The sequence below is a fragment of the Aggregicoccus sp. 17bor-14 genome (assembly GCF_009659535.1).
GTDB lineage: Bacteria > Myxococcota > Myxococcia > Myxococcales > Myxococcaceae > Aggregicoccus.
This window is the reverse complement of record NZ_VJZZ01000008.1, coordinates 266,236-287,436: the sequence shown is the minus strand read 5'-3', so window position 1 is coordinate 287,436 and position 21,201 is coordinate 266,236. Positions and strand designations below refer to the sequence as shown.

Here is a 21,201-nt window from a genome sequence, read left to right as displayed (position 1 = left end):
AGGACGCGCCCCGGGCTGCGCCAACGGGGGCGCAGCAGGCGGCCCCGGAGGGCGCACGGAGCGGCGCGGCCGAGGGCGTGATGGAGTGGCTGCGCGCCCGCGTGGCGGACCACGCGGCGTATGCGCGCGCCACCCAGGCGCCCGCCACCCCCGGGAGCACCGCGCAGCTGTGGCGCGAGCGCCCCGCGGGCGAGGCGGCGCTGCCGGGCTTCGTGCCGCCCACCTCGCTCGCGCCCCTCGTGCGCGAAGTGCAGGCGGGGGTGGTGAACATCAACACCGTGGGGCCCCGGGACGTGGTGGGTACGGCCACGCGCGCCACCGGCTCGGGCTTCATCCTCAACGCGGACGGCTACGTGGTCACGAACAACCACGTCATCGCCAAGGCGCGCGCCATCCAGGTGCGGCTGGGGGACGGGCGCGAGTTCCCCGCCGAGGTGGTGGGGCGCGACCCCGAGACGGACGTGGCGCTGCTCAAGCTGCGCGCGAGCGGCCCGCAGCGCCTGCCCACCGTGTTCCTCGGGGACTCGGACCGGCTCGAGGTGGGCGAGTGGGTGGTCGCGATCGGCAACCCCTTCGGGCTGGACCACTCGGTCGCCCACGGCATGGTGTCCGCGAAGGAGCGCATCCTCGGGGTGGGCATCTTCGACGACTTCATCCAGACGGACGCGCTCATCAACCCGGGCAACTCGGGCGGGCCGCTGTTCAACATGCGCGGTGAGGTGGTGGGCGTGAACACGGCCATCATCAGCCAGGGGCAGGGCATCGGCTTCGCGGTGCCCATCAACCTGGTGAAGGAGCTGCTGCCCAACCTGCGCGAGAACGGGCGCGCGGTGCGCGGCTGGCTCGGGGTGAGCCTGAAGAACGAGCCCAGCGCGCCGGGCGCCGAGGGCCTCGCCGACACGGGCGTGGCCGAGGTGGAGACGGTGTTCCGCGACAGCCCCGCCGCGCGCGCCGGCATCCGGCCCGGGGACCGGCTCGTGGGGGTGAACGGGAAGGCCACCGGCGACTACCAGCAGCTCAAGCGGCGCGTGAAGCTGATGGCGCCGGGCACCGAGGCCACCTTCACCCTCAAGCGCGGCCGCGAGGTGCGCGAGGTGCGCGTCACCATCGGCGTGCCGCCGGCGCAGGAGCCGCTCGAGGCGCTGCAGGGCCCCGGCAACCTGGACCGCGTGGGGCTGGTGGTGGCGGACCTGCCGGCGGAGGCCGCCGCGGCCGCCGGCTACAAGCCCTTCGCGGGCGTGCTCGTGGTGGGCGTGACCCCCGGCGGCAGCGCGCAGGCGGCGGGCCTGCGCGAGGGAGACCTCGTGGTGGAGGTCAACCGCAAGCGCGTGCGGGACGTGGCCGGCGTGCGCAGCGTGCTGGAGGGCGCGAGCCCCGCGGCGGACCTGCTCCTGCGCGTGCAGCGCGGAGACGCGCTGCAGTACGTGGTGCTCAAGCCCTCCTGACGCGGGGAGCGCCGGGGCGCTGTCAGTGCCCGCGCGCGAGCCAGAGGGCGAGCGGCTCGCCCGTGCGCGCCACCTGCACCTGGATGCCCTCGATGCGGGCGCTCACGCCGTAGATGCGCCCGCCGCCCTTCTTGGGGAGGCTCCACACGCCGGTGGGCACGAACACCACCTGGGCGCGCACGCCACGCATCTGGAAGAGGCGCTGGAAGGTGCCGGCCATCCAGCCGTCCGGGGCCTGGCCCTCGGCGCGCACGAGCCCCAGCACGGGGTTGCCCTTCGCGTCCGTGCGCTTGGGCGAGCCCTGGCACAGCGCGTAGTTGCTCGCCGGGAAGAAGGGGGTGACGTTCACCTCGAGCTCCCCCGAGCCCTCGTCGAAGCGGCCCGGCTGCAGCATCCCGGCCGAGTCCTCGCCCACCAGCAGGTAGTGGCGCTTGCCGTCGTGCTCCTTGCGGAAGGCCTTCGCCTTGTCCTCGCAGGCCTTGCCCGCCCCCGGCTCGCACTCGCCCACGTACTTCTCCAGGAAGCTGCCCAGGCCGCCCACGGCCTCGGCGCCCGAGCGCAGCTGGGTGAAGCGGGGGTCCTCCTCGGCGCGGGCGCCGAGGGGCAGCAGGAGCAGGGCGAGGGCGGTGGGCAGGGCGAGGCGCATCACGGGCGGAGAACTCCACGGGCAAGGAAGACGTGCGGGCGCATCCTGCCATCCGCCCACGGGCTTGGGGGCGCCCGAAGCGGAGTGGGGCGGGGTGGGGATGGGTGAGGGCGGGTGGATATTTTGACTACATGTTCCCACCATGTAGTTTTGCCTCGTTCCCACCGGAGGCATCCCCCTTTGAACGAGCAGCGTCCCAGTCAGAGCAGCACCGAGCGGCGCACGCACCTGCGCTTCGACAAGGTCTTCACGGTCTACCTGTCGACGGAGGAGGGGCTCACGCGGGGAATCGGGCGCAACATCAGCGCGTCCGGCATGTTCGTGGAGACGCGCGAGCCGATGCCGCTGGGCGGCCGGGTGCGCATCACCTTCGCTGGCGAGGACGGCACCGAGATGAGCTGCCTATGCGAGGTGCGCTACCAGGTGGCCCTGAGCTACGGGCGCAAGGACGGGCAGGCCGGCCACAGCCGCGGCATCGGGCTGCGCATCGTGGCGTACGAGACCAAGGACGAGCACCCGCTCTTGTTGGTGGACCGCGAGCGCGTGATGCACTGAGGCCGCGAGCGCAGGCCTCCTGAAAAGCCAAAGGGCACGGCGGGAAGCTTCCTCGAGGAAGCGTCCACCGTGCCCTTCGACGTTTCGGCGCTGCCCTCAGCCGACTACTGCGAGAAGCCCTCGAGGAGGTAGTGGGCCTCGATGCGCTTGAGCGCGAGGATCATCGCGGCGCAGCGGGTGTCCACCTCGCGGCCGATGCAGAAGCGGCGGCTGTCGTGCATCTCGGTCTTGCGCGGCTGGTTGCGCGAGATGTCGCGGATGATGCGGTAGTTGCGCTTCATCGCGTGCTCGAGGCGCTGGTTCACCTCGGCCTCGCTCCAGCGCTCCATCCGCTTGTTCTGGATCCACTCGTAGTAGCTCACCGTCACGCCGCCCGCGTTGGCGATGATGTCCGGGATCATCTCGATGCCGCGGCGCTGCAGCACGCGGTCGGCCTCGGGGGTGGTGGGGCCGTTGGCGCCCTCGGCGATCAGCTTCACCTTGAGCCGCTCCGCCACGTCCGCGGTGATCTCGCCGCCGAGCGCCGCCGGCACGAGGATGTCCGCCTGCACCTCCCAGAGATCCTTCTTCTCGATCTTCTGGGCGCCCGGGAAGCCGAGCACGCTGCGCTTGAGGTTCTTCGGGTCGGCCACGTACGCCATGAGGGCGTTCACGTCGATGCCGTCGCCGTTGAAGATGGTGCCGTCCGCGTCGTTCACCGCGAGCAGGCGCGCGCCCATCTGGCAGAGGATCTGCGCGCCGTGGCTGCCCACGTTGCCGAAGCCCTGCATGATGAAGGTCTTGCCCTTGAGGGTCTCGCCCTTCTCCGCGTAGTAGTCCTCGATGCAGAAGGCCACGCCCTGGCCGGTCGCCGCCGCACGGCCCTCGGAGCCGCCGATGCGCACGTCCTTGCCGGTGACGATGCCGCGCATGTTGTGGCGCTCGCGCTCACCGTCCGAGTACTGGCGGTACATGAGCGCCATGATCTCCCCGTTGGTGCCCACGTCCGGGGCGGGGATGTCGATGTTCGGCCCGATCAGCCCCTTGAGCTTGTACATGAAGCGCAGGGTGATGTTGGCGAGCTCCTCCTTGCCGTAGTGGCGCGGATCGATCTGGATGCCGCCCTTGCCGCCGCCGAACGGGACCTCGCTGATGGCCGTCTTCCAGGTCATCTCCGCGGCGAGCGCCTTGAAGAGGTCCAGGCTCACCTCGCGGTGGTAGCGGATGCCGCCCTTGTAGGGGCCGCGCGCCTGGTTGTGCTGCACGCGGTAGGCCTTGAAGCGCTGGCTCTCGCCGGGGACGAGCTGGTACACGCCGCCGTCCGGCAGGCGCAGGTGGCCGCGGCGGATGGCCACGTCCGAGCCGAGCAGCGCGCGGCCGTTGAGGATGATCTTGCCGTCCGCGAGGCGCTCGAGGCCCTCGGGGTTGCGCACCTGGGTCACCGGCAGGTCGTTGAAGGCCTTCGCCTCCTCGGGCAGCAGGGGCACGAGCCGGTCCTTCAGCTTCGCGGTGACGTAGAAGATGTGCTCGTAGTCGGGCTCCTCGAGCTCCAAGCGCACGCGCTTGTCGAGGTCGATGAGGTCGGCTGCGCGGTCGAAGATCTCCATCGCCTCCGTGTAGATGGTCCGCCGGGGCTCGGTGGTCGCCGGGGCGCGCATGAAGTTCTCTTCGCTGGCCATGTGGGAGGAAGCTCCTTTGGGGACGACGGCATCGGGGCGTCGTCCGGGATAGACAGGGTTGAAAGCGCGCCCCCTATATGTGGCGGACCGATCAGGGTCAACCCAACACGGCGTGGCGCGCGCGGCCGGCTTCTACCTGCAATGACGCAGGGTTAGCCAACGCGCTGTGTCATTCCGGGCGGCCCCCGAGACCGCAGAACGACCCTCGCTGAACACTTGCGAGCGGCTGCCCACCCGGCCTGGGGGTGAATCCCCAGTGCCTCTGCGGGTGTGCACACATTCCCTTTGAACAAGCGCGGGCCCTGTGCTACTTCGCGCACGCACTTTTTTGCCGCCCTAGCTCAGTCGGTAGAGCAACTGATTCGTAATCAGTAGGTCGCCGGTTCAATTCCGGCGGGCGGCTCCAGAAGGAAATCGAGGCCGCTGGGGGACACCCCAGCGGCCTTTTCCTTTTCCCCTCTCCACGCGCCGATTGTCGCTCCGGGCCACCTGCGGTATGGCGGGACGCAGTGACGCTAGGGGTGCCCTGCAGGCGAGGGGGCTGAGACGGCCGTGGACGCGGCTGACCCTCTGAACCTGAACCGGGTCATTCCGGCGGAGGGAAGCGGCGCGAGGAAGGGCCCTCAACGCCTCCCTGCGCGCGCTCGCCTCCGGAGCTCGAGGAGAGAGTGCGATGAGTGGAGCGACGGGGAACGCAGGGAACAAAGGCGCGAGCCGCAGTCTGCGGGTGGACGGCAGCGTGCTGGAGGGCATCAGCCGCGGGCCGCTGCCCGGCTCGCGCAAGGTGTACGTGCCGGGCGTGCTGCACCCCGAGGTGCGCGTGCCGCTGCGCGAGATCTCCCAGACGCCCACGCGCCATCACGGCCAGGCGCAGGAGGCGGGGACGCCCAACCCGCCCGTCTACGTCTACGACTCGAGCGGGCCGTACACGGACCCCGCGGCGCCCATCGACCTTCGCGCGGGGCTCCCGGCGCTGCGCGAGCCGTGGATCCTCGCGCGAAAGGACACCGAGGCGCTCGCGGGCGTGAGCAGCGAGTACGGGCGCGCACGCGAGGCGGACCCTCGCCTCAATGGCCTGCGCTTCGCGCACCGCCGCGCGCCGCGGGTGGCGCGCGCGGGGAGCAACGTGAGCCAGATGCACTACGCGCGCAAGGGCATCATCACGCCGGAGATGGAGTTCGTGGCGCTGCGCGAGAACCAGCGCCTGGACGCGAGCCTCGCCGCGCAGCACCCGGGCCACTCCTGGGGCGCGAGCATCCCGCGCACCATCACCCCCGAGTTCGTGCGCGACGAGATCGCGCGCGGCCGCGCCATCATCCCCGCGAACATCAACCACCTGGAGCTCGAGCCGATGATCATCGGCCGCAACTTCCTGGTGAAGATCAACGCGAACATCGGCAACTCCGCCGTGACCTCCTCCATCGAGGAGGAGGTCGAGAAGATGGTGTGGAGCATCCGCTGGGGCGCGGACACGGTCATGGACCTGTCCACCGGCCGCAACATCCACGAGACCCGCGAGTGGATCCTGCGCAACGCGCCCGTGCCCATCGGCACCGTGCCCATCTACCAGGCGCTCGAGAAGGTGGGCGGCAAGGCCGAGGAGCTCACCTGGGACATCTTCCGCGACACGCTCATCGAGCAGGCGGAGCAGGGCGTGGACTACTTCACCATCCACGCCGGCGTGCTGCTGCGCTACGTGCCGTGGACGGCCAAGCGGGTGACGGGCATCGTGAGCCGCGGCGGCAGCATCATGGCCAAGTGGTGCCTCGCGCATCACCAGGAGAACTTCCTGTACACGCACTTCGAGGAGATCTGCGAGATCCTCAAGGCGTACGACGTGAGCTTCAGCCTCGGTGACGGCCTGCGCCCCGGCTCCATCGCGGACGCGAACGACCGCGCGCAGTTCGGCGAGCTGGAGACGCTCGGCGAGCTGACCCAGATCGCCTGGAAGCACGACGTGCAGACGATGATCGAGGGCCCCGGTCACGTCCCCATGCACCTCATCCAGGAGAACATGACGAAGCAGCTGCAGCACTGCGACGAGGCGCCCTTCTACACGCTGGGGCCCCTCACCACGGACATCGCCCCGGGCTACGATCACTTCACCAGCGGCATCGGCGCCGCGATGATCGGCTGGTTCGGCTGCGCGATGCTCTGCTACGTGACCCCCAAGGAGCACCTGGGCCTGCCGGACCGCGACGACGTGAAGGAGGGCGTCATCACGTACAAGATCGCCGCCCACGCCGCGGACCTGGCCAAGGGCCACCCCGGCGCCCAGGCGCGCGACAACGCCCTGTCCAAGGCCCGCTTCGAGTTCCGCTGGGAGGACCAGTTCAACCTCTCGCTGGACCCGGAGCGCGCCCGCGCCTTCCACGACGAGACGCTGCCCGCGGAAGGAGCCAAGGTCGCGCACTTCTGCTCCATGTGCGGCCCCCAGTTCTGCTCCATGAAGATCACCCAGGACGTGCGCGACTACGCGGACGGGCTCGAGGCCCAGGCTGTACGCGAGGCCGAGGCCGGCATGGCCAGGAAGAGCGAGGAGTTCAAGCAGGGAGGAGCCCAGCTCTACCGCTCGGGCGAGGGAAGCTGAGGGGTTGCGCCGTCGTCGGCGTGACTTTTGAGCCGCGCCCGATAAAGATGGCCCGTGACGAGGCGGGCCCTCTGGAGCCTGCCCACACACGCTCGTACCAAGGGGGAAGTGCCATGGAGCAGCAGCCGCCGCAGCCGCAGATGGGGACCTACCTGTCGGGGACTCCCGCGCCGACGCAGGACGAGAAGACCTGGGGGCTGCTCTCGCACCTGAGCGGCATCCTCCTCGGCTTCCTCGGGCCGCTCATCGCCATGCTCGTGAAGGGCAAGGAGAGCGCCTGGATCAACACCCAGGCCAAGGAGGCGCTCAACTTCGAGATCACCGCGCTCCTCGCCTACACGGTCATCGGCGCCATCACCTGCGGCTTCGGCCTGCTGCTGCTGTGGCCCCTGGTCACCGTGTTCCACATCATCGCCGCGATGAAGGCGAACAACGGCGAGACCTACCGCTACCCGGCCACCCTGCGCCTGGTGAAGTAGTCACGCAGCCGTAGCACCGCGTGGGGCGGGATGCCGCAGGCCTCGGGGCCCGGCACTCCCGCCCTTCGCACGTCCGGGGTTCCGCTAGCCGCCGATGCCCATCATCGGCAGGAGCGCCTGCGCCGCTCCGGGCTCGGTGAAGCGGTGCCCGTCGGGCTTCTCGCCCAGCGCCGCGCGCACCGCCCGCGCGAGCTCCGCGTCCGAGGCCCCGCCGCGGATGAGCTGGTGCAGGGGCGCCTGGCTGCGGCCGCCGAGGCAGCTGCGCAGATCCCCATTGGAGGCCACGCGCACGCGGTTGCAGCCGCCGCAGAAGTTCTGGGTCATCGGGCTGATGAAGCCCACGCGCGCGCCGCCGGGCGTGAGGTAGTAGCGCGCGGGCCCCTGCAGCTCCTGCGGCGTCTCCGGCTCCGGCGTGAGCGCGAGCCCCTCGGCGCCGAGCCGCGCGACGAGCTCCGCGGTGGGCACGCCCTCGCCCTTGCCGAAGGGCATCAGCTCGATGAAGCGCGGGGTGATGCCGCGCGCGTGGGCGAAGGCGATGAGGGAAGCCGCCTCGTGGTCGTTCACGCCCCGCAGCACCACCACGTTGAGCTTGAGCGAGCGGAAGCCCGCGCCCACCGCCGCGTCGATGCCGCGCAGGATGCTCTGGAAGTCCCCCTGGCGCGAGAGCTGCCGGAAGGTGTCCGCGGAGAGCGTGTCCAGGCTCAGGTTGAGCTCGGTGACGCCCGCCTCGCGCAGGGGCCGGGCGAGCGCCTCGAGGTGGCTCGCGTTGGTGGTGATGGCCACGCGCTCCACGCCGGGCAGCCGGGCGATGCGCCCCGCCACGTCCAGGATGTCCGGGCGCAGCAGCGGCTCGCCGCCCGTGAGCCGCACCCGGCGGATGCCCATGCGGGCGAACACCGAGGCGATGCGCTCGAACTCCGCCGCCGTGAGCAGGTCCTTCTTGCCGCCCCAGCTCGCCGGCGAGCAGTACTGGCAGCGGAAGTTGCAGCGGTCCGTGACCGAGAGCCGCAGGTAGCTCATGCGGCGCCCCTGCGCGTCGAGCAGCGGCGGGGTGAGCGGGTCTCGCTCGGGCTCGGGGGTGGCGGGGGAGGGCAGGGGCATCGGTGGCGGTCCGGCTACAGGCCTAACAGGTGTGCACGCCCGGCGCACCGGGCACCTGCGGGGACCTGTCCGCCGTCAGCCACGTGCGCGCAGCGGGGGGCCGTCGTCCAGCGTGGAGGGCTCGGCGTCGGCCGCCTCCGCCAGCGAGGCCTCGGCCGCCTGGGCCTGGGCCTCGGCGAGCTCCGGGTTCAGCTTGCGCGCGGCCATCTCCTCCTTGATGGAGATGAGCCCCTGCTCGCCGATGTCCAGGAAGGCCCGCACGACCTCCGGGTCGAACTGGGTGTTCGCGCAGCGGGCGATCTCCGAGATGGCGTTCGCGAAGGAGGTGCCCTTGCGGTACGGGCGGTCGCTCGTCATCGCGTCCAGCGTGTCCGCGACGGAGAAGATGCGCGCGCCCACGTGCAGCTCGTGGCGGGCGAGGTTGCGCGGGTAGCCCGCGCCGTCCCAGCGCTCCTGGTGGCTGAGGACGATCTGCGCGGGCGTGGAGAGGAAGGGGATGGCCTGGATCATCTGGAAGCCGATCTCCGGGTGCTTGCGCATCTCCGTCCACTCGGCCGGGGTGAGCTTGCCCGGCTTGAGCAGCACCGCGTCCGGGACGCCGATCTTCCCGATGTCGTGCAGCAGCGCGCCGCGGCCGATCTCGTCCAGCTCCGCGCCCTGGATGCCCATGCGCTGGGCAATGGCCGTGGTGTAGCTGACCACGCGCTGCGAGTGGTCGCTCGTCTCGTGCTCGCGCGCGTCCAGCGCCGCCACCAGCGCGAGCAGCGTGTTCTGGTACGTGTTCGCGATGTCCTTGAGCGCCGCGCGCAGCTCGGTGGTGCGGTCGCGCACCTTGCGCTCGAGCTTCTTCTGGTAGCGCTTGCGCGCCAGGTCGATGCGGCGCTTGGCCAGCGCGCGCTCGATGGCGCGGATGAGGTCCGTGAGCTTCGGTGGCTTGAGCAGGTAGTCCACCGCGCCGCGGCGCAGGCAGTCCACCGCCGCCTCGGTGTCCCCGAAGCCGGTGAGCATGATCACCGAGGTGTCGGGGTAGCGCTCGCGCAGCGTCTCGAGCAGCCAGAGGCCGTCGCGCCCCGGCATCTTCATGTCGCTGATGACGAGGGGCGTGTCCTCCATGCCCACCAGGTCCAGCGCCATCTCCGCTCCGTTCGCGGACGCGCAGTTGTAGCCCTCCTCGCGCAGCAGCACGGAGATGACGTCGCGCACGGAGTCGTCGTCGTCGACGATGAGGATTCGCGGGGGGACCGGTGGCAGGGCTTCCACGGCCGGGGAGTGTAGCGTTTCCGTACACCTTTGCCACTTGGGGCCCCCGCTTTCCTGCGCACTGTCCGCTGACGCTGGACGGGCAGGCGCCCGGGTCGGGGCCGCCTCAGCCCCCCGCACCCTCGGTCGGGCTCCCCGCAGCGGCCGAGCGGGCAGGCGGGCGCACTGCCGGGCGGTCGTAGCGGAAGGGCGCGAGGTCCACGCTGGTCCGCTCGCCCATCACTGCCTGCGCCACGAGCTTCGCGGTGATGGGGGTGAGGAGGATGCCGTTGCGGAAGTGGCCCGTGGCGAGGAAGAGGCCGGGCAGGGGGCCGGGGCCCAGCAGCGGCAGGTGGTCCTCGGTGTAGGGGCGGAAGCCTGCCCAGCTCGAGTCCACCGCGGCGCTCGCGAGCTGCGGGCACAGGCGCAGCGCCAGCGCGAGGATGCGCGCGAGCCCCTCCGCCGTGACCTGCTTGTCGAAGCCCGCGAACTCCATGGTGCTGCCCGCGATGACGCGCCCGTCGGCGCGCGGCACGAGGTAGCCCTCGGGCGAGACGAGGATGTGGCGCATGAGCGGCAAGCGCGTCTGCAGCTGCAGCATCTGCCCGCGCATGGGGCGCACCGTGCGCGGGTCCAGGGGCAGCCCCTGCACGAGCCCCGACCAGGAGCCCGCGGCCACCACCACCGCGTCCGCGCGCAAGGGCTCGCCGTCCAGGTCCACGCCCACCGCGCGGCCGCCCTCCTCGAGGATGCCGCGCACGTAGCCGCTGCGGAACTGCGCCCCGGCGCGCGCGGCCGCCATCGTCAGCGCGCGCACCAGCAGGCGGTTGTCCACCTGGTGATCGTCGGGGAAGTGCGCTGCGGCGAGCACCTCCGGCGCGAGCGCAGGCTCCAGCGCGCGCGCCTCCTCACCCGTGAGCAGCTCCGCGCGCAGGCCGAGCGCGCGCTGCCAGGCCACCGTCGCCTCCAGGTGGTGCAGGCGCCCCTCGTCGAAGGCCGTGTGCAGCACGCCGCTGGGCAGGTACGCCACGTTCACCCCCGTGAGCTCCAGCAGCTCCTGGGCGAAGGCGGGGTAGAGCGCGCGGCTGCGCAGGCACAGCTCGAGGAAGGGGCCGGGCCCCTCGGACTCCATCTGCGGGGCGAGGATGCCGGCCGCCGCGCTCGAGGCCTCCGCGCCGGGGATGGAGCGCTCGAGCACCGTCACCCGCGCGCCCGCCTGGCACAGGCGCAGCGCGATGCCGCAGCCCATCAGGCCTCCGCCGATGACGATGACGTCTGGGCCCTTGTCTTGTCCCTTGCGCGCGCTGGACTCGCTCATATGACCCGGGCTTCTGCTCCGCTGCCGCGTGCATTTCAAGCGCAGGTTGACGGCGGGCCCTGGGCGGCGTTAGGACTGGCTCCGTGCGTCTCTCCACCGCTCATCACCATCATGCGCATCATCGGCACGGCCCCGACGGGTCCGCTCGCCGCGCGCATGCCATGGGTGACTGACGCCACAGACGCACCACCCGGAAAGCCTGCCGCAGTGACCGAGAGCCCGTCCCCCCAGGACGGGCTCTTTTCGTTTTGGCGTTCTCCCCACCCGCCGCACCCGGAAGCCACCCATGCTGAAGATCGCCCTCCCCAACAAAGGCCGGCTCGCCGAAGAGGTCCGCGAGCTGTTCAACGACGCCGGGCTCGAGGTGCGCGCCCGCGGCGAGCGCGCCCTCACCGCGAGCCTCGGCGGCGAGTTCGAAGCCATCTTCGTGCGAGCCCAGGACATCCCCGAGTTCGTGGCGGACGGCGCCGCGGCGGCAGGCGTCACGGGATGGGATCTGGTGAACGAGGCCGGTCGCGAGCTGGACCTGCTCATGGACCTCGAGTTCGGCCGCTGCCGGCTCGTGGTCGCCGCGCGCGAGGAGAGCGGAGTGGAGCAGCTGGACGACGTGCGCGACGGCGTGCGCGTGGCCACCTGCTTCCCCCGCCTCACCGAGCGCTACTTCGCGGCGCAGGGAAAGCGGGTGGTGGTGGTGCCGGTCTCGGGCGCCGCGGAGATTGCCCCCCACCTGGGCATCGCGGACATCGTGGTGGACCTCACCTCCACCGGCTCCACCCTGAAGATGAACGGCCTGCGCGAGGTGGACACCGTCATCCAGTCCAGCGCGCGGCTCATCGCCCGCCCGGGGCGCGACGCCGAGACGGCCCGCCAGCTCGACGAGCTCACCATGGCGCTGGGCTCCGTGCTGCGCGCGCGCGGCAAGCGCTACCTGATGGCCAACTGCACCCGCGACATGCTGCCGCGCGTGCGCGAGGTGCTGCCCGGCCTCAACGGTCCCACGGTGGTGGACATCCTCAACGGCGGAAACCACGTCGCGGTGCACGCCGTGGTCTCGGCGAGCTCCATCTACCGAACCACCACCGCGCTCAAGGCCATCGGCTGCGAGGGCATCCTCGTCACCCGCATCGAGAGGCTCATCCCGTGAGCGCGCCCGTCCTTCGCTACACCGGGCCGCTCTCGGCCCTCGGAAAGGACGAACGCGCGCGCCTGCTCGAGCGCACGGGCGCCCTGGATACCGGGGTGAGCGCCCGCGCCGCCGCCATCATCGCCCGCGTGCGCGCGGAGGGAGATGCGGGCCTCTTCGCGCTCGCGCTCGAGCTGGACCGCGTGCAGCTGAAGGCGCTCGAGGTCCCGCGCGAGGCGTGCCGCCGCGCGCTCGAGTCGCTCGACCCCGGCGTGCGCAGCGCCCTGGAGCGCGCGGCGCGCAACATCGCCCGCGCCCACGCGGCGCAGCGCCCGCAGCCGGTGGAGGTGGAGACCGAGGACGGCGTGCGTGTGGGCCGCCGCCCGGATCCCCTCGGGCGCGTGGGCGTGTATGCGCCCGGCGGCCGCGCCGTGTACCCGAGCAGCGTGCTCATGGGCGTGGTGCCCGCGAAGGTCGCCGGGGTGGGGGAGGTGGTGGTGTGCTCGCCTCCTGGTCCGGACGGGCTCCCGGCGCAGGGCGTGCTCGCGGCCGCGGCGCTCGCAGGCGCGGACCGCGTGTTCGCGCTCGGCGGCGCGGGGGCGGTGGCCGCGCTCGCGTACGGGACCCAGAGCGTGCCGCGGGTGGACCGCATCGTGGGGCCGGGCAACGCCTACGTGGCCGCCGCGAAGCTGCTCGTGGTGGGGGCGGTGGGGATCGATGCTCCGGCCGGCCCCAGCGAGATCCTCGTCGTGGCGGACGGGAGCGCGGACCCTGAGGCCGTGGCGCGCGAGATGCTCGCCCAGGCGGAGCACGATCCAGACGCGTGCTGCGTGACGCTCGCGGTGGGGGCGGATGCGGCCGCGCGCATCGCTCAGGCGCTCGAGCGCGAGGCGCCCCGTGCGCAGCGCCGGGAGATCGTGGCGAGCAGTCTCTCCGAGCGCGGCGCGGTGCTCAGCGTCGCCTCGCTCGAGGAGGCCTGGCCCTTCGTCGCGGACTTCGCGCCCGAGCACCTGCTCATCGCCACGGCCGACCCTCGCGCGCAGCTCGCGCAGGTGCGCAACGCCGGCACCGTGTTCCTCGGCGAGAGCGCCTCGGTGGCCTTCGGCGACTACATGACCGGGGCGAACCACACCCTGCCCACGGCGGGCCTCGCGCGCAGCTACTCCGGGCTCTCGGTGCTCGACTTCTACCGCTGGACCACCTGGCAGCAGGTGGAGCGCTCTGCGGCGGCGCGGCTCTCGGAGGACGTGGGCCGGCTCGCGGACAGCGAGGGCCTGCCCGCGCACGCCGCGGCCGCCCGCGCCTGGAGGATGTCATGACGCTCGCCCGCCCCTCGTACCGGGACATCCCGCTCTACGCCCCCTCCAAGGGCCCCGAGTGTCCCATCGACCTGAGCGACAACACCAACCTGTTCGGGGTGCCCCCGGCCGCGGAGCGCGCGCTGCGCGAGGCGGTCGCGGGCCGCGTCACCCGCTACCCCTCGCTCTACGGCGGCGCGCTCAAGGCGGCCATCGCTGCGTACGCGGGCTGCGCACCGGAGCAGGTGGTGACCGGCTGCGGCTCGGACGACGTCATCGACTGCACCCTGCGCGCCTTCGTGGGGGAGGGCGAGCGGCTCGCCTTCCCGGACCCCACCTTCGTGATGATGCCCATCTTCGCGAAGGTGAACGGCATCCAGGCGGTCCCGGTGCCGCTCACGCGCGAGGGAGACATCGACGCGGAGGGGCTGCTCGCGACGCGCGCGAAGGTCCTCTACCTGTGCACGCCGAACAACCCCACCGGCACCGTCGCCTCGCGCGCGGCCGTGGAGCGCGTGCTGAACGAGGCGCCCGGGATCGTGCTGCTCGACGAGGCCTACGCGGAGTTCGCGCGCGAGAGCTACCTCGAGGCGGCCCGCACGCGGCGCAACGTGCTCGTCACCCGCACGCTCTCCAAGGCCTTCGGGCTCGCGGGGATGCGGGTGGGCTACGCGGTGGGTGCGCCCGAGCTCGTGAGCGAAGTGGAGAAGGCGCGCGGGCCCTACAAGATCTCCAGCGTCGCCGAGCGCATGGCCGAGGCCGCGCTCACCGAGGACCTCGAGTGGGTGCGCGCGCGGGCGGCCGAGGCCGTGGAGGTGCGCGAGCGGCTCGCGGCAGAGCTCGTGCGCCAGGGGCTGCGGCCGCTGCGCTCCGAGGCGAACTTCGCCTTCGTCCCGCTGCCGGGTGCGCCGGAGGTCGCGCGGCGCATGCGTGAGCGGGGCGTGAACGTGAGGGCTTTCCAGGGACTGACCGGCATCGGCGATGCGCTGCGCATCGGGTGCGGGCCCTGGCCACTGATGGAGGCGGCGCTGAAGGCGCTGCAGGAGGCACGGGGATGAGGGTCACGCTCTTCGACTACGGCGCAGGCAACCTGCACTCACTCGCCAAGGCGCTCTCGGCGGACGGCGTGGAGCTGCGGGTGCAGGAGGATCCGCTGCGCGCGCTGGACACGGACTTGCTCGTGCTGCCCGGCGTGGGCGCCTTCGGCGCGGCGGCGGCGCGACTCGCGCCCGGGCGCGAGGCAATGCGCGAGGCCGTGGCGCAGGGGCTGCCCTGCCTCGGCATCTGCCTCGGCATGCAGCTGATGTTCGAGCGCAGCGACGAGGGAGAGGGAGCAGGCCTGGGCCTGTTTCGCGGGCCCGTGACCCGCCTCACCTCGCGGCGGGTGCCGCACATCGGGTGGAACTCGGTGGAGGCGGCGCAGGGCGCAGCGACCACCGGGCTCGAGAGCGTCTACTACGCGAACAGCTACGCCTGCCGGCCCGACGACGAGGGTGAGGTGAGGGCGTGGACCGAGTACGAGGGAGACCGCTTCCCGGCAGTGGTGCGGCGCGGGAAGCTGCTCGGCGTGCAGTTCCACCCGGAGAAGAGCTCGTCCGCGGGCGTGCGCTTCCTGCAGTCCTTCCTGCGCGAGGTGCGCTCATGATCGCCATCCCTGCCATCGACCTGCGCGACGGCGCCTGCGTGCAGCTCGTGGGCGGCGCCTACGACGCCGAGCGCGTGCGCCTACCCGACCCGCTCGCAGCGCTGCAGCAGTGGCGCGACCTGGGCTTCACCACCTTCCACGTCGTGGACCTGGATGCGGCGACCGGCCGCGGCACGAACGCGGGCGTCGTCGCGCAGCTCCTCTCCCAGCCCGGCCTCACCTTCACCGTGGGCGGCGGCGTGCGCGAGGAGGAGCGCATCGAGGCGCTGCTCGCGCAGGGCGCCGGGCGCGTCGTCGTGGGGACGCGCGCCATCGAGGATGCGGCGTGGCTCGCGGACGTGGCGGACCGCTTCCCCAACAAGCTGGTGGTCGCGGCGGACGTGAAGGGGCGCGAGGTGGTGACGCGCGGCTGGGCCAGCGGCAGCGCGCGCGACATCGCGGACGTGCTCGCGGCCCTGGCGCCCCTGCCCATCGCGGGGCTGCTGGTCACGGCGGTGCACAAGGAGGGGCAGCTCGGTGGGGTGGACCTCGCGCTGATGGAGGAGGTGGTGCGCCGCAGCCAGCACCGGCTCTACGCCTCCGGCGGGGTGACCACGCTGGAGGACCTGCGGGCGCTCGCGCGCGTCGGCGCCTACGGCGCGGTGGTGGGCATGGCGCTGTACACGGGAACGCTGGACGCGCGCGCGGTCGCGCAGGAGTTCGCATGAAGACGGTGGTGCGGGAGACGAAGGAGACCCAGGTTCGCGTGGAGCTCGCGCGCGGGGAGGGCCGGGCGAAGGTGGACACCGGGCTCAAGTTCTTCGATCACATGCTCGCGACCTTCGCGCGCTACGCGGGGTTGGATCTCACGCTGCACGCGCGTGGAGACCTCACCCACCACATCATGGAGGACGTGGCCATCACCCTGGGCACGGCCGTGTACGCGGTCATCCCGCCCACGGCCGCGCGCTTCGGCGAGCGCACCCTGCCCATGGACGACGCGCTGGTGCAGGCGGTGGTGGATACCTGCGGCCGCTTCTACTACCGCGGGCCCCTGAAGAACCGGCTCTACGAGCACTGGATGCGCAGCTTCTGCGAGCACGCGAAGCTCACCTGCCACCTGCGCGTGCTGCGCGGCAAGGACAGCCACCACCTCACCGAGGCCGCCTTCAAGGCGCTCGCGCTCGCGCTGCGCGACGCGATGGTGGACTCGGGCACGGTGTTCAGCACCAAGGGTGCGGTCGCCCTGGAGGTGAAGTGATGCTGACGCGGCGGCTCATCGTCTGCCTCGACGTGAAGGGCGGACGCGTGGTGAAGGGCGTGAAGTTCGAGGGCCTGCGAGACGTGGGTGACCCCGTCGCCCTCGCCGCGCGCTACGAGAAGGAAGGGGCGGACGAGATCACCTTCCTGGACATCTCCGCGAGCGAGGAGGAGCGCAGCACGCTGCTGGACCTGGTGCGCCAGACGGCCGAGCGCCTCTTCATCCCGCTCACCGTGGGCGGCGGCGTGCGCACCGTGGACGACGTGGGGCGCGCGCTGCGGGCAGGGGCGGACAAGGTGAGCATCAACTCGGCCGCGGTGACCAACCCCGCGCTGCTCACGGCCTGCGCCGAGCGCTTCGGAAGCCAGTGCGTGGTGGCGAGCATCGACGCGCGCCGCGAGGGAGACCGCTGGCGCGTCTACACCCGCGGTGGCAAGACGCCCACGGACCTGGACGCGGTGGCGTGGGCGCGCGAGTGCGTGCGGCGCGGGGCGGGGGAGGTGCTGCTCACCAGCATCGACCGCGACGGGGCGCGCTCGGGGTATGACCTCGCCCTGACCCAGGCGGTGGCGGACGCGGTGAGCGTGCCGGTCATCGCCTCGGGGGGAGCGGGCAGCGCCGAGCACGTGCGGGCGGCGCTGCAGGAGGGCAGGGCGGACGCGGCGCTGGTGGCGGGCATCCTCCACGACGCCGTGACCACGGTGGATGACATCAAGGGCCTGCTCGTGAAGAGCGGCCTCGCGGTGAGGAGCGGGACATGACGTCGGCACAGGGACTGATGGAGGCCGCGGCCGAGGTGGCGCGCAAGGCCGGTGACGTGGCGCTCGGCTTCTTCCGCGAGCGCATCGAGGTGGAGTCCAAGGGTGACGGCTCGCCGGTGACGGTGGCGGACCGCACCGCGGAGCAGACGGCGCGCGACTGGATCGAGGCGCGCTTCCCCGACGACGGCATCCTCGGCGAGGAGTTCGGCGAGGTGCGCAAGACGGCGCGCCGCCGGTGGATCCTCGACCCCATCGACGGCACCCGCACCTTCGTGCGCGGCGTGCCGCTGTGGGGCACGCTGGTGGCCGTGGCCGAGGGCGAGCGCATCCTCGCCGGCTGCGCCTACTTCCCCGCGGTGGGCGAGCTGCTGGTGGCGGCGCCCGGGCAGGGCTGCTTCTGGAACGACCGGCCCACGCGCGTATCGTCGGAGGCGGACCTCTCGCGCGCCGTCATCCTCGCCACGGACGAGCGCTTCCTCGCGTACCCCGACCGCGGCCGCGCCTGGCGCGCGCTCAGCGCGAAGGTGGGGATGACCCGCACGTGGGGCGACTGCTACGGCTACCTGCTGCTCGCCACGGGGCGCGCTGAGGTGATGGTGGACGAGATCCTCTCCCCCTGGGACGCGGCCGCGCTGCAGCCCATCGTCGAGGAGGCGGGCGGCGTCTTCACCGACTGGACCGGCACGCGCACCTCCTTCGGCGGCAATGCCATCGCCACCAACGGGGCGCTGGACGTGCCGGTGCGCACGCTGCTCGGCGCGGTGAGGGACACGTGATGCTGGATGTCGCCTCGCTGAACTTCGAGAAGGCCAACGGGCTCGTCACGGTGGTGACCCAGGACGCGCAGTCGGGCGAGCTGCTCATGGTCGCGCACGCGGACCGCGAGGCCCTGGAGCGCACGCTCGCGACGGGCGAGATGCACTACCGCTCGCGCACGCGCGGGCTGTGGCACAAGGGAGCGACCAGCGGCAACACCCAGCGCGTGGTCTCGCTCACCCCGGACTGCGACCGCGATGCGGTGCTCGCCCGCGTAGTAAAGGCCGGGCCTGCGTGCCACACGGGCGCCGTCTCCTGCTTCGATGCAGGCCCCACCGAGGCCCTCGCTGCGCTCGACGCCACGATTGCACAGCGCGCGGCGCAGCCGCCCGCGGCCGGAGAGAAGCCGAGCTACACGCGCAGGCTGCTCGACGACCGGAACCTGCGCCTGAAGAAGATCGGCGAGGAGGCCGCCGAGCTCGTCACGGCCTGCGCGGACGGGGACCGCGAGCGCGCGGCGGAGGAGGCGGCGGATCTGCTCTACCACCTGCTCGTCGCGGTGCGCCCGCTGGGCGTAGACTTGAATGCCATCCGTGGCGTTCTCGCCAAGAGAAGCGCGAAGTAGGCCACCGCGTCCTCCCTCTCCCTCTGGGAAAGGGGCGGGGTGAGGGATGTCCGCTCAGCGCACGCCGAGAATCTCCACCTCGTTCAGCGTGATCCGCTCGCGCTCTGGGAACACGCTTACCGCCTCCACGTTGCTCAAGGGCAAGGGCAGCCGGCACTCCTCCCAGCTTCCGTTGCCCTGGAAGCGGCACACCGTGGGGTTTACGAAGCGCGTCTTGCGCTCCGGGTCCTCGAGCCCCACGTCCGAGAGCCGGACGATCGCCCGCAGCGTGCCCGGTCCGCTCGCCCGCACGCGCACGGCGCCGAGCCACTGCAGCGGCTTCGTGAACTGGGCGCGCAACGCGCCGTCCGCCTCCCAGCGCCCGAAGTGACCGTTGCCCAGGTCCACGCCGCTGCGCTCCTTGCCGTCGAAGGCGTGCGCCCCCGCCTCGGCGCCCTTCACCTGGTCCGGTACGATCTTCGTCAGCGCGGGGGGCGCGCCGCTGGCGAGTGCGCGCTCGAAGAGATCTTCCTTCGGAGGTGCCGCGCCCGGCGTGAGGCGGCGGTTGAGCACTGCCGCGTGCAGGAGCGCGGGAGGGATGACGTCGTGGCGGAGGCACACCGGCACCAGCGTCCCGAAGGCGCGCCGCGCCGCGTCGGAAGGCTTCTCGGACGCGCTCGCCGCGGGGACCACGAGGTCGCGCGCGAGCGCCTCGCAGGCGACGCGGCTCGCGGCCCCCGCGTGCTCGAGGTTCCACCGCGTGGCCGCGGGGTCCGAGTCCTCCAGCTGCTGCAGCCCCTTCAGGAAGAGGCCCGCGCAGGGATGCCCCTCGGCAGGGCAGCGCTCGCACAGGGTGGCCAGCACGTCGCGCAGCGGTCCAGGCTCGGCCCCCGCGTGCAGGGGCTCGCGCGCATCGAGTGCGGGGCCCAGCTCGCAGGCGCGGGGAGAGAGGGTGGGGCAGGTCTGCACCACGCTGCGGGCCTGGGCGAGCGCGGCAGCGTCCTGCGGGGCCTTCAGCGCGGCCTCCAGCGCCTGGTCGGCCGTCCGGCAGGCGGTTGCGGTGGCCGGGCCTGCGTCCGCGCTCCGTCCGGGCGGCGGGGGCATCTCACCGGGTGGACTCGCGGCGGACCCGGAAGAGGGCGGGGAGCGCCGGGTCTCTGCGGGCGAGGTGTCCGGAGAATGGGCGACGCACCACAGGCGGCCGAACACGACCAGGGCAGCGAGCATGAGCAGCAACGTTCGGAGCGGGAAACGCCTCAAGTGCAATCTCCTTGATTCCAATCCGGACAGAGGGTTATCAGCCCGCCGCGAATCTTTCCTCACTGGAGGCACTTGTGGCTGAGACTTTCGACGTCGTGATCATCGGCTCCGGCCCCGCCGGCTACGTGGCGGCCATCCGCGCGGGTCAGCTGGGTCTCAAGACCGCGATCGTCGAGCGCGACAAGCGCCTCGGCGGCACCTGCCTCCACCGCGGCTGCATCCCCACCAAGTCGCTGCTCTGGACGGCGGAGCTGTTCCACCACGTGCTCGAGGCCGCCGACTTCGGCATCGACGTGTCCAAGCCCGTGGTGAACTGGACCAACGCGCTCAAGCACAAGGACAAGGTGGTCACCAAGGGTGCCAACGGCATCGACTACCTGATGAAGAAGAACAAGGTCACGGTGGTGAAGGGCCAGGGCCGCATCGCCGGCAAGGGCAAGGTCGAGGTGACCGGCGAGGGCGGCGCCAAGCAGACCCTCGACACCAAGAACATCATCATCGCGACCGGCTCGGTCGTGCGCGCGCTGCCCAACGTGCCGATCGATCACAAGCGCGTGCTCAGCAGCGACTCCATCCTGGAGATCCAGAAGGTCCCCGAGAGCATCATCGTGCTCGGCGCGGGCGCGGTGGGCTGCGAGTTCGCCTCGGTGTTCAACCACGTGGGCAGCAAGACGGCCATCGTGGAGTACATGCCCAACCTGCTGCCCATCGAGGACATCGACGCCTCGAAGGAGCTGGAGAAGGCCTTCAAGAAGCGCAAGATCGACATCCACACCGGCGCGAAGGTGGAGAAGGTCGAGGACACCGGCAAGGGTGTGCGCGTGACCATGACCGTGGGCTCCGAGACCCGCACGCTGGAGGCCGAGATCCTCCTGTCCGCCGTGGGCCGCGCGCCGGTCACCGAGGACATCGGCCTCGAGAAGACCAACATCAAGACCGAGAAGGGCTTCATCAAGACCGACGCGATGATGCGCACCACCGAGCCGAACGTGTACGCGATCGGCGACGTGGTCCCCAGCCCCATGCTCGCCCACGTGGGCAGCGCCGAGGGCGTGGTGGCGGTGGAGCACATCGCGGGCAAGAACCCGCACCCGGTGAACTACGATCTCACCCCGTCCGCGACCTACTGCTACCCCGAGGTCGCGTCCGTGGGCCTCACCGAGAAGAAGGCGAAGGAGCGCGGCTACGACGTGAAGGCCGCCATCTTCCCCTTCAGCGCCATCACCAAGGCCTCCATCTCCAATGAGGCCGCCGGCATGATCAAGGTCGTGTCCGACAAGAAGTACGACGAGGTGCTCGGCGTGCACCTGGTCGGCCCGCACGCCACGGAGCTGCTCGCCGAGGCCTGCGTCGCGCTGCGCCTCGAGATCACCACCGAGGAGCTCGCCAACACCATGCACGCGCACCCCACGCTCTCCGAGATCATCAAGGAGGGCGCCGAGGCGACCCTGGGTCACCCCATCCACATCTGAGCCCCGCGGCT

Annotated in this window: 20 protein-coding genes, 1 tRNA gene and 1 riboswitch; of the genes, 15 read left to right on the top strand and 6 right to left on the bottom strand. The window is 71.9% G+C overall.

The genetic code is table 11. The annotated features are described in order from the left end of the window. The first annotated feature begins 80 nt into the window (after positions 1–80). The gene (locus FGE12_RS17350; protein WP_153867691.1) at positions 81–1,445 is read left to right on the top strand and encodes a trypsin-like peptidase domain-containing protein; all 1,365 of its coding nucleotides are present in this window, start codon (positions 81–83) and stop codon (positions 1,443–1,445) included. A 22-nt stretch (positions 1,446–1,467) separates the two neighbouring features. On the opposite strand, the gene FGE12_RS17345 is transcribed toward FGE12_RS17350, so the two are convergent. Continuing rightward, positions 1,468–2,091, bottom strand: a complete 624-nt coding sequence (locus FGE12_RS17345) for a DUF6066 family protein (protein WP_153867690.1) — start codon at positions 2,089–2,091, stop codon at positions 1,468–1,470. 180 nt (positions 2,092–2,271) lie between these two features. On the opposite strand from FGE12_RS17345, the gene FGE12_RS17340 reads away from it, so the two are divergent. Then, on the top strand, positions 2,272–2,646 hold the full coding sequence (locus FGE12_RS17340) for a PilZ domain-containing protein (RefSeq protein ID WP_153867579.1): 375 nt from the start codon (positions 2,272–2,274) through the stop codon (positions 2,644–2,646). 104 nt (positions 2,647–2,750) lie between these two features. Here the strand turns inward: FGE12_RS17340 and FGE12_RS17335 are convergent, their stop codons facing one another. After that, positions 2,751–4,304: a Glu/Leu/Phe/Val dehydrogenase gene (locus tag FGE12_RS17335; protein ID WP_153867578.1), complete on the bottom strand. Its 1,554-nt coding sequence runs from the start codon at positions 4,302–4,304 to the stop codon at positions 2,751–2,753. Positions 4,305–4,634: 330 nt separating this feature from the next. On the opposite strand from FGE12_RS17335, the gene FGE12_RS17330 reads away from it, so the two are divergent. From FGE12_RS17330 to FGE12_RS17320, 3 genes are all read left to right on the top strand, one after another. After that, positions 4,635–4,710: transfer RNA gene (locus FGE12_RS17330), tRNA-Thr, on the top strand. Between the two features lie 101 nt (positions 4,711–4,811). Next, positions 4,812–4,924: riboswitch (TPP riboswitch) on the top strand. Positions 4,925–4,977: 53 nt separating this feature from the next. Beyond that, entirely contained in the window at positions 4,978–6,894 is a 1,917-nt protein-coding gene (gene thiC / locus FGE12_RS17325; protein ID WP_153867577.1) for a phosphomethylpyrimidine synthase ThiC, read from the top strand. A 113-nt stretch (positions 6,895–7,007) separates the two neighbouring features. Continuing rightward, entirely contained in the window at positions 7,008–7,373 is a 366-nt protein-coding gene (locus FGE12_RS17320) for a DUF4870 domain-containing protein (RefSeq protein ID WP_194797974.1), read from the top strand. Between the two features lie 84 nt (positions 7,374–7,457). Here the strand turns inward: FGE12_RS17320 and moaA are convergent, their stop codons facing one another. From moaA to thiO, 3 genes are all read right to left on the bottom strand, one after another. Continuing rightward, the gene (gene moaA / locus FGE12_RS17315; RefSeq protein WP_153867576.1) at positions 7,458–8,474 is read right to left on the bottom strand and encodes a GTP 3',8-cyclase MoaA; all 1,017 of its coding nucleotides are present in this window, start codon (positions 8,472–8,474) and stop codon (positions 7,458–7,460) included. Positions 8,475–8,549: 75 nt separating this feature from the next. Next, positions 8,550–9,734 (bottom strand): HD domain-containing phosphohydrolase, encoded by a 1,185-nt coding sequence (locus FGE12_RS17310; protein WP_194797973.1) that lies wholly within the window; start codon positions 9,732–9,734, stop codon positions 8,550–8,552. 106 nt (positions 9,735–9,840) lie between these two features. Continuing rightward, the gene (gene thiO, locus FGE12_RS17305; protein WP_153867575.1) at positions 9,841–11,031 is read right to left on the bottom strand and encodes a glycine oxidase ThiO; all 1,191 of its coding nucleotides are present in this window, start codon (positions 11,029–11,031) and stop codon (positions 9,841–9,843) included. 286 nt (positions 11,032–11,317) lie between these two features. Here thiO and hisG point away from each other — a divergent pair, with 286 nt between their 5' ends. From hisG to hisIE, 9 genes are read left to right on the top strand one after another with little or no spacing between them, the layout of a single operon-like run. Next, the gene (gene hisG, locus FGE12_RS17300) at positions 11,318–12,175 is read left to right on the top strand and encodes an ATP phosphoribosyltransferase (protein WP_153867574.1); all 858 of its coding nucleotides are present in this window, start codon (positions 11,318–11,320) and stop codon (positions 12,173–12,175) included. Further along, positions 12,172–13,473 carry a histidinol dehydrogenase gene (gene hisD, locus FGE12_RS17295; RefSeq protein WP_194797972.1) on the top strand — a complete coding sequence of 434 codons (1,302 nt, stop codon included), beginning with the start codon at positions 12,172–12,174 and terminating at the stop codon, positions 13,471–13,473. Before hisG ends, hisD begins: the two co-directional genes overlap by 4 nt. After that, positions 13,470–14,510 carry a histidinol-phosphate transaminase gene (locus FGE12_RS17290; protein ID WP_153867573.1) on the top strand — a complete coding sequence of 347 codons (1,041 nt, stop codon included), beginning with the start codon at positions 13,470–13,472 and terminating at the stop codon, positions 14,508–14,510. The genes hisD and FGE12_RS17290 overlap by 4 nt, the downstream gene beginning before the upstream one ends. Beyond that, positions 14,507–15,097: an imidazole glycerol phosphate synthase subunit HisH gene (hisH, locus tag FGE12_RS17285; RefSeq protein ID WP_153867572.1), complete on the top strand. Its 591-nt coding sequence runs from the start codon at positions 14,507–14,509 to the stop codon at positions 15,095–15,097. The genes FGE12_RS17290 and hisH overlap by 4 nt, the downstream gene beginning before the upstream one ends. Further along, positions 15,094–15,804, top strand: a complete 711-nt coding sequence (locus tag FGE12_RS17280) for a HisA/HisF-related TIM barrel protein (protein ID WP_153867571.1) — start codon at positions 15,094–15,096, stop codon at positions 15,802–15,804. Before hisH ends, FGE12_RS17280 begins: the two co-directional genes overlap by 4 nt. Beyond that, on the top strand, positions 15,801–16,337 hold the full coding sequence (locus tag FGE12_RS17275) for an imidazoleglycerol-phosphate dehydratase (protein ID WP_153867570.1): 537 nt from the start codon (positions 15,801–15,803) through the stop codon (positions 16,335–16,337). The genes FGE12_RS17280 and FGE12_RS17275 overlap by 4 nt, the downstream gene beginning before the upstream one ends. Then, entirely contained in the window at positions 16,334–17,098 is a 765-nt protein-coding gene (gene hisF / locus FGE12_RS17270) for an imidazole glycerol phosphate synthase subunit HisF (protein WP_370459042.1), read from the top strand. The genes FGE12_RS17275 and hisF overlap by 4 nt, the downstream gene beginning before the upstream one ends. Continuing rightward, the gene (gene hisN / locus FGE12_RS17265; protein WP_153867568.1) at positions 17,095–17,874 is read left to right on the top strand and encodes a histidinol-phosphatase; all 780 of its coding nucleotides are present in this window, start codon (positions 17,095–17,097) and stop codon (positions 17,872–17,874) included. The genes hisF and hisN overlap by 4 nt, the downstream gene beginning before the upstream one ends. Further along, positions 17,874–18,479 (top strand): bifunctional phosphoribosyl-AMP cyclohydrolase/phosphoribosyl-ATP diphosphatase HisIE, encoded by a 606-nt coding sequence (gene hisIE, locus FGE12_RS17260; RefSeq protein WP_153867567.1) that lies wholly within the window; start codon positions 17,874–17,876, stop codon positions 18,477–18,479. Before hisN ends, hisIE begins: the two co-directional genes overlap by 1 nt. Positions 18,480–18,533: 54 nt before the next feature. On the opposite strand, the gene FGE12_RS17255 is transcribed toward hisIE, so the two are convergent. Next, positions 18,534–19,562: a hypothetical protein gene (locus FGE12_RS17255; protein WP_228530868.1), complete on the bottom strand. Its 1,029-nt coding sequence runs from the start codon at positions 19,560–19,562 to the stop codon at positions 18,534–18,536. A gap of 230 nt (positions 19,563–19,792) precedes the next feature. Here FGE12_RS17255 and lpdA point away from each other — a divergent pair, with 230 nt between their 5' ends. Continuing rightward, entirely contained in the window at positions 19,793–21,190 is a 1,398-nt protein-coding gene (lpdA, locus tag FGE12_RS17250; protein ID WP_194797971.1) for a dihydrolipoyl dehydrogenase, read from the top strand. Positions 21,191–21,201 lie beyond the last annotated feature (11 nt).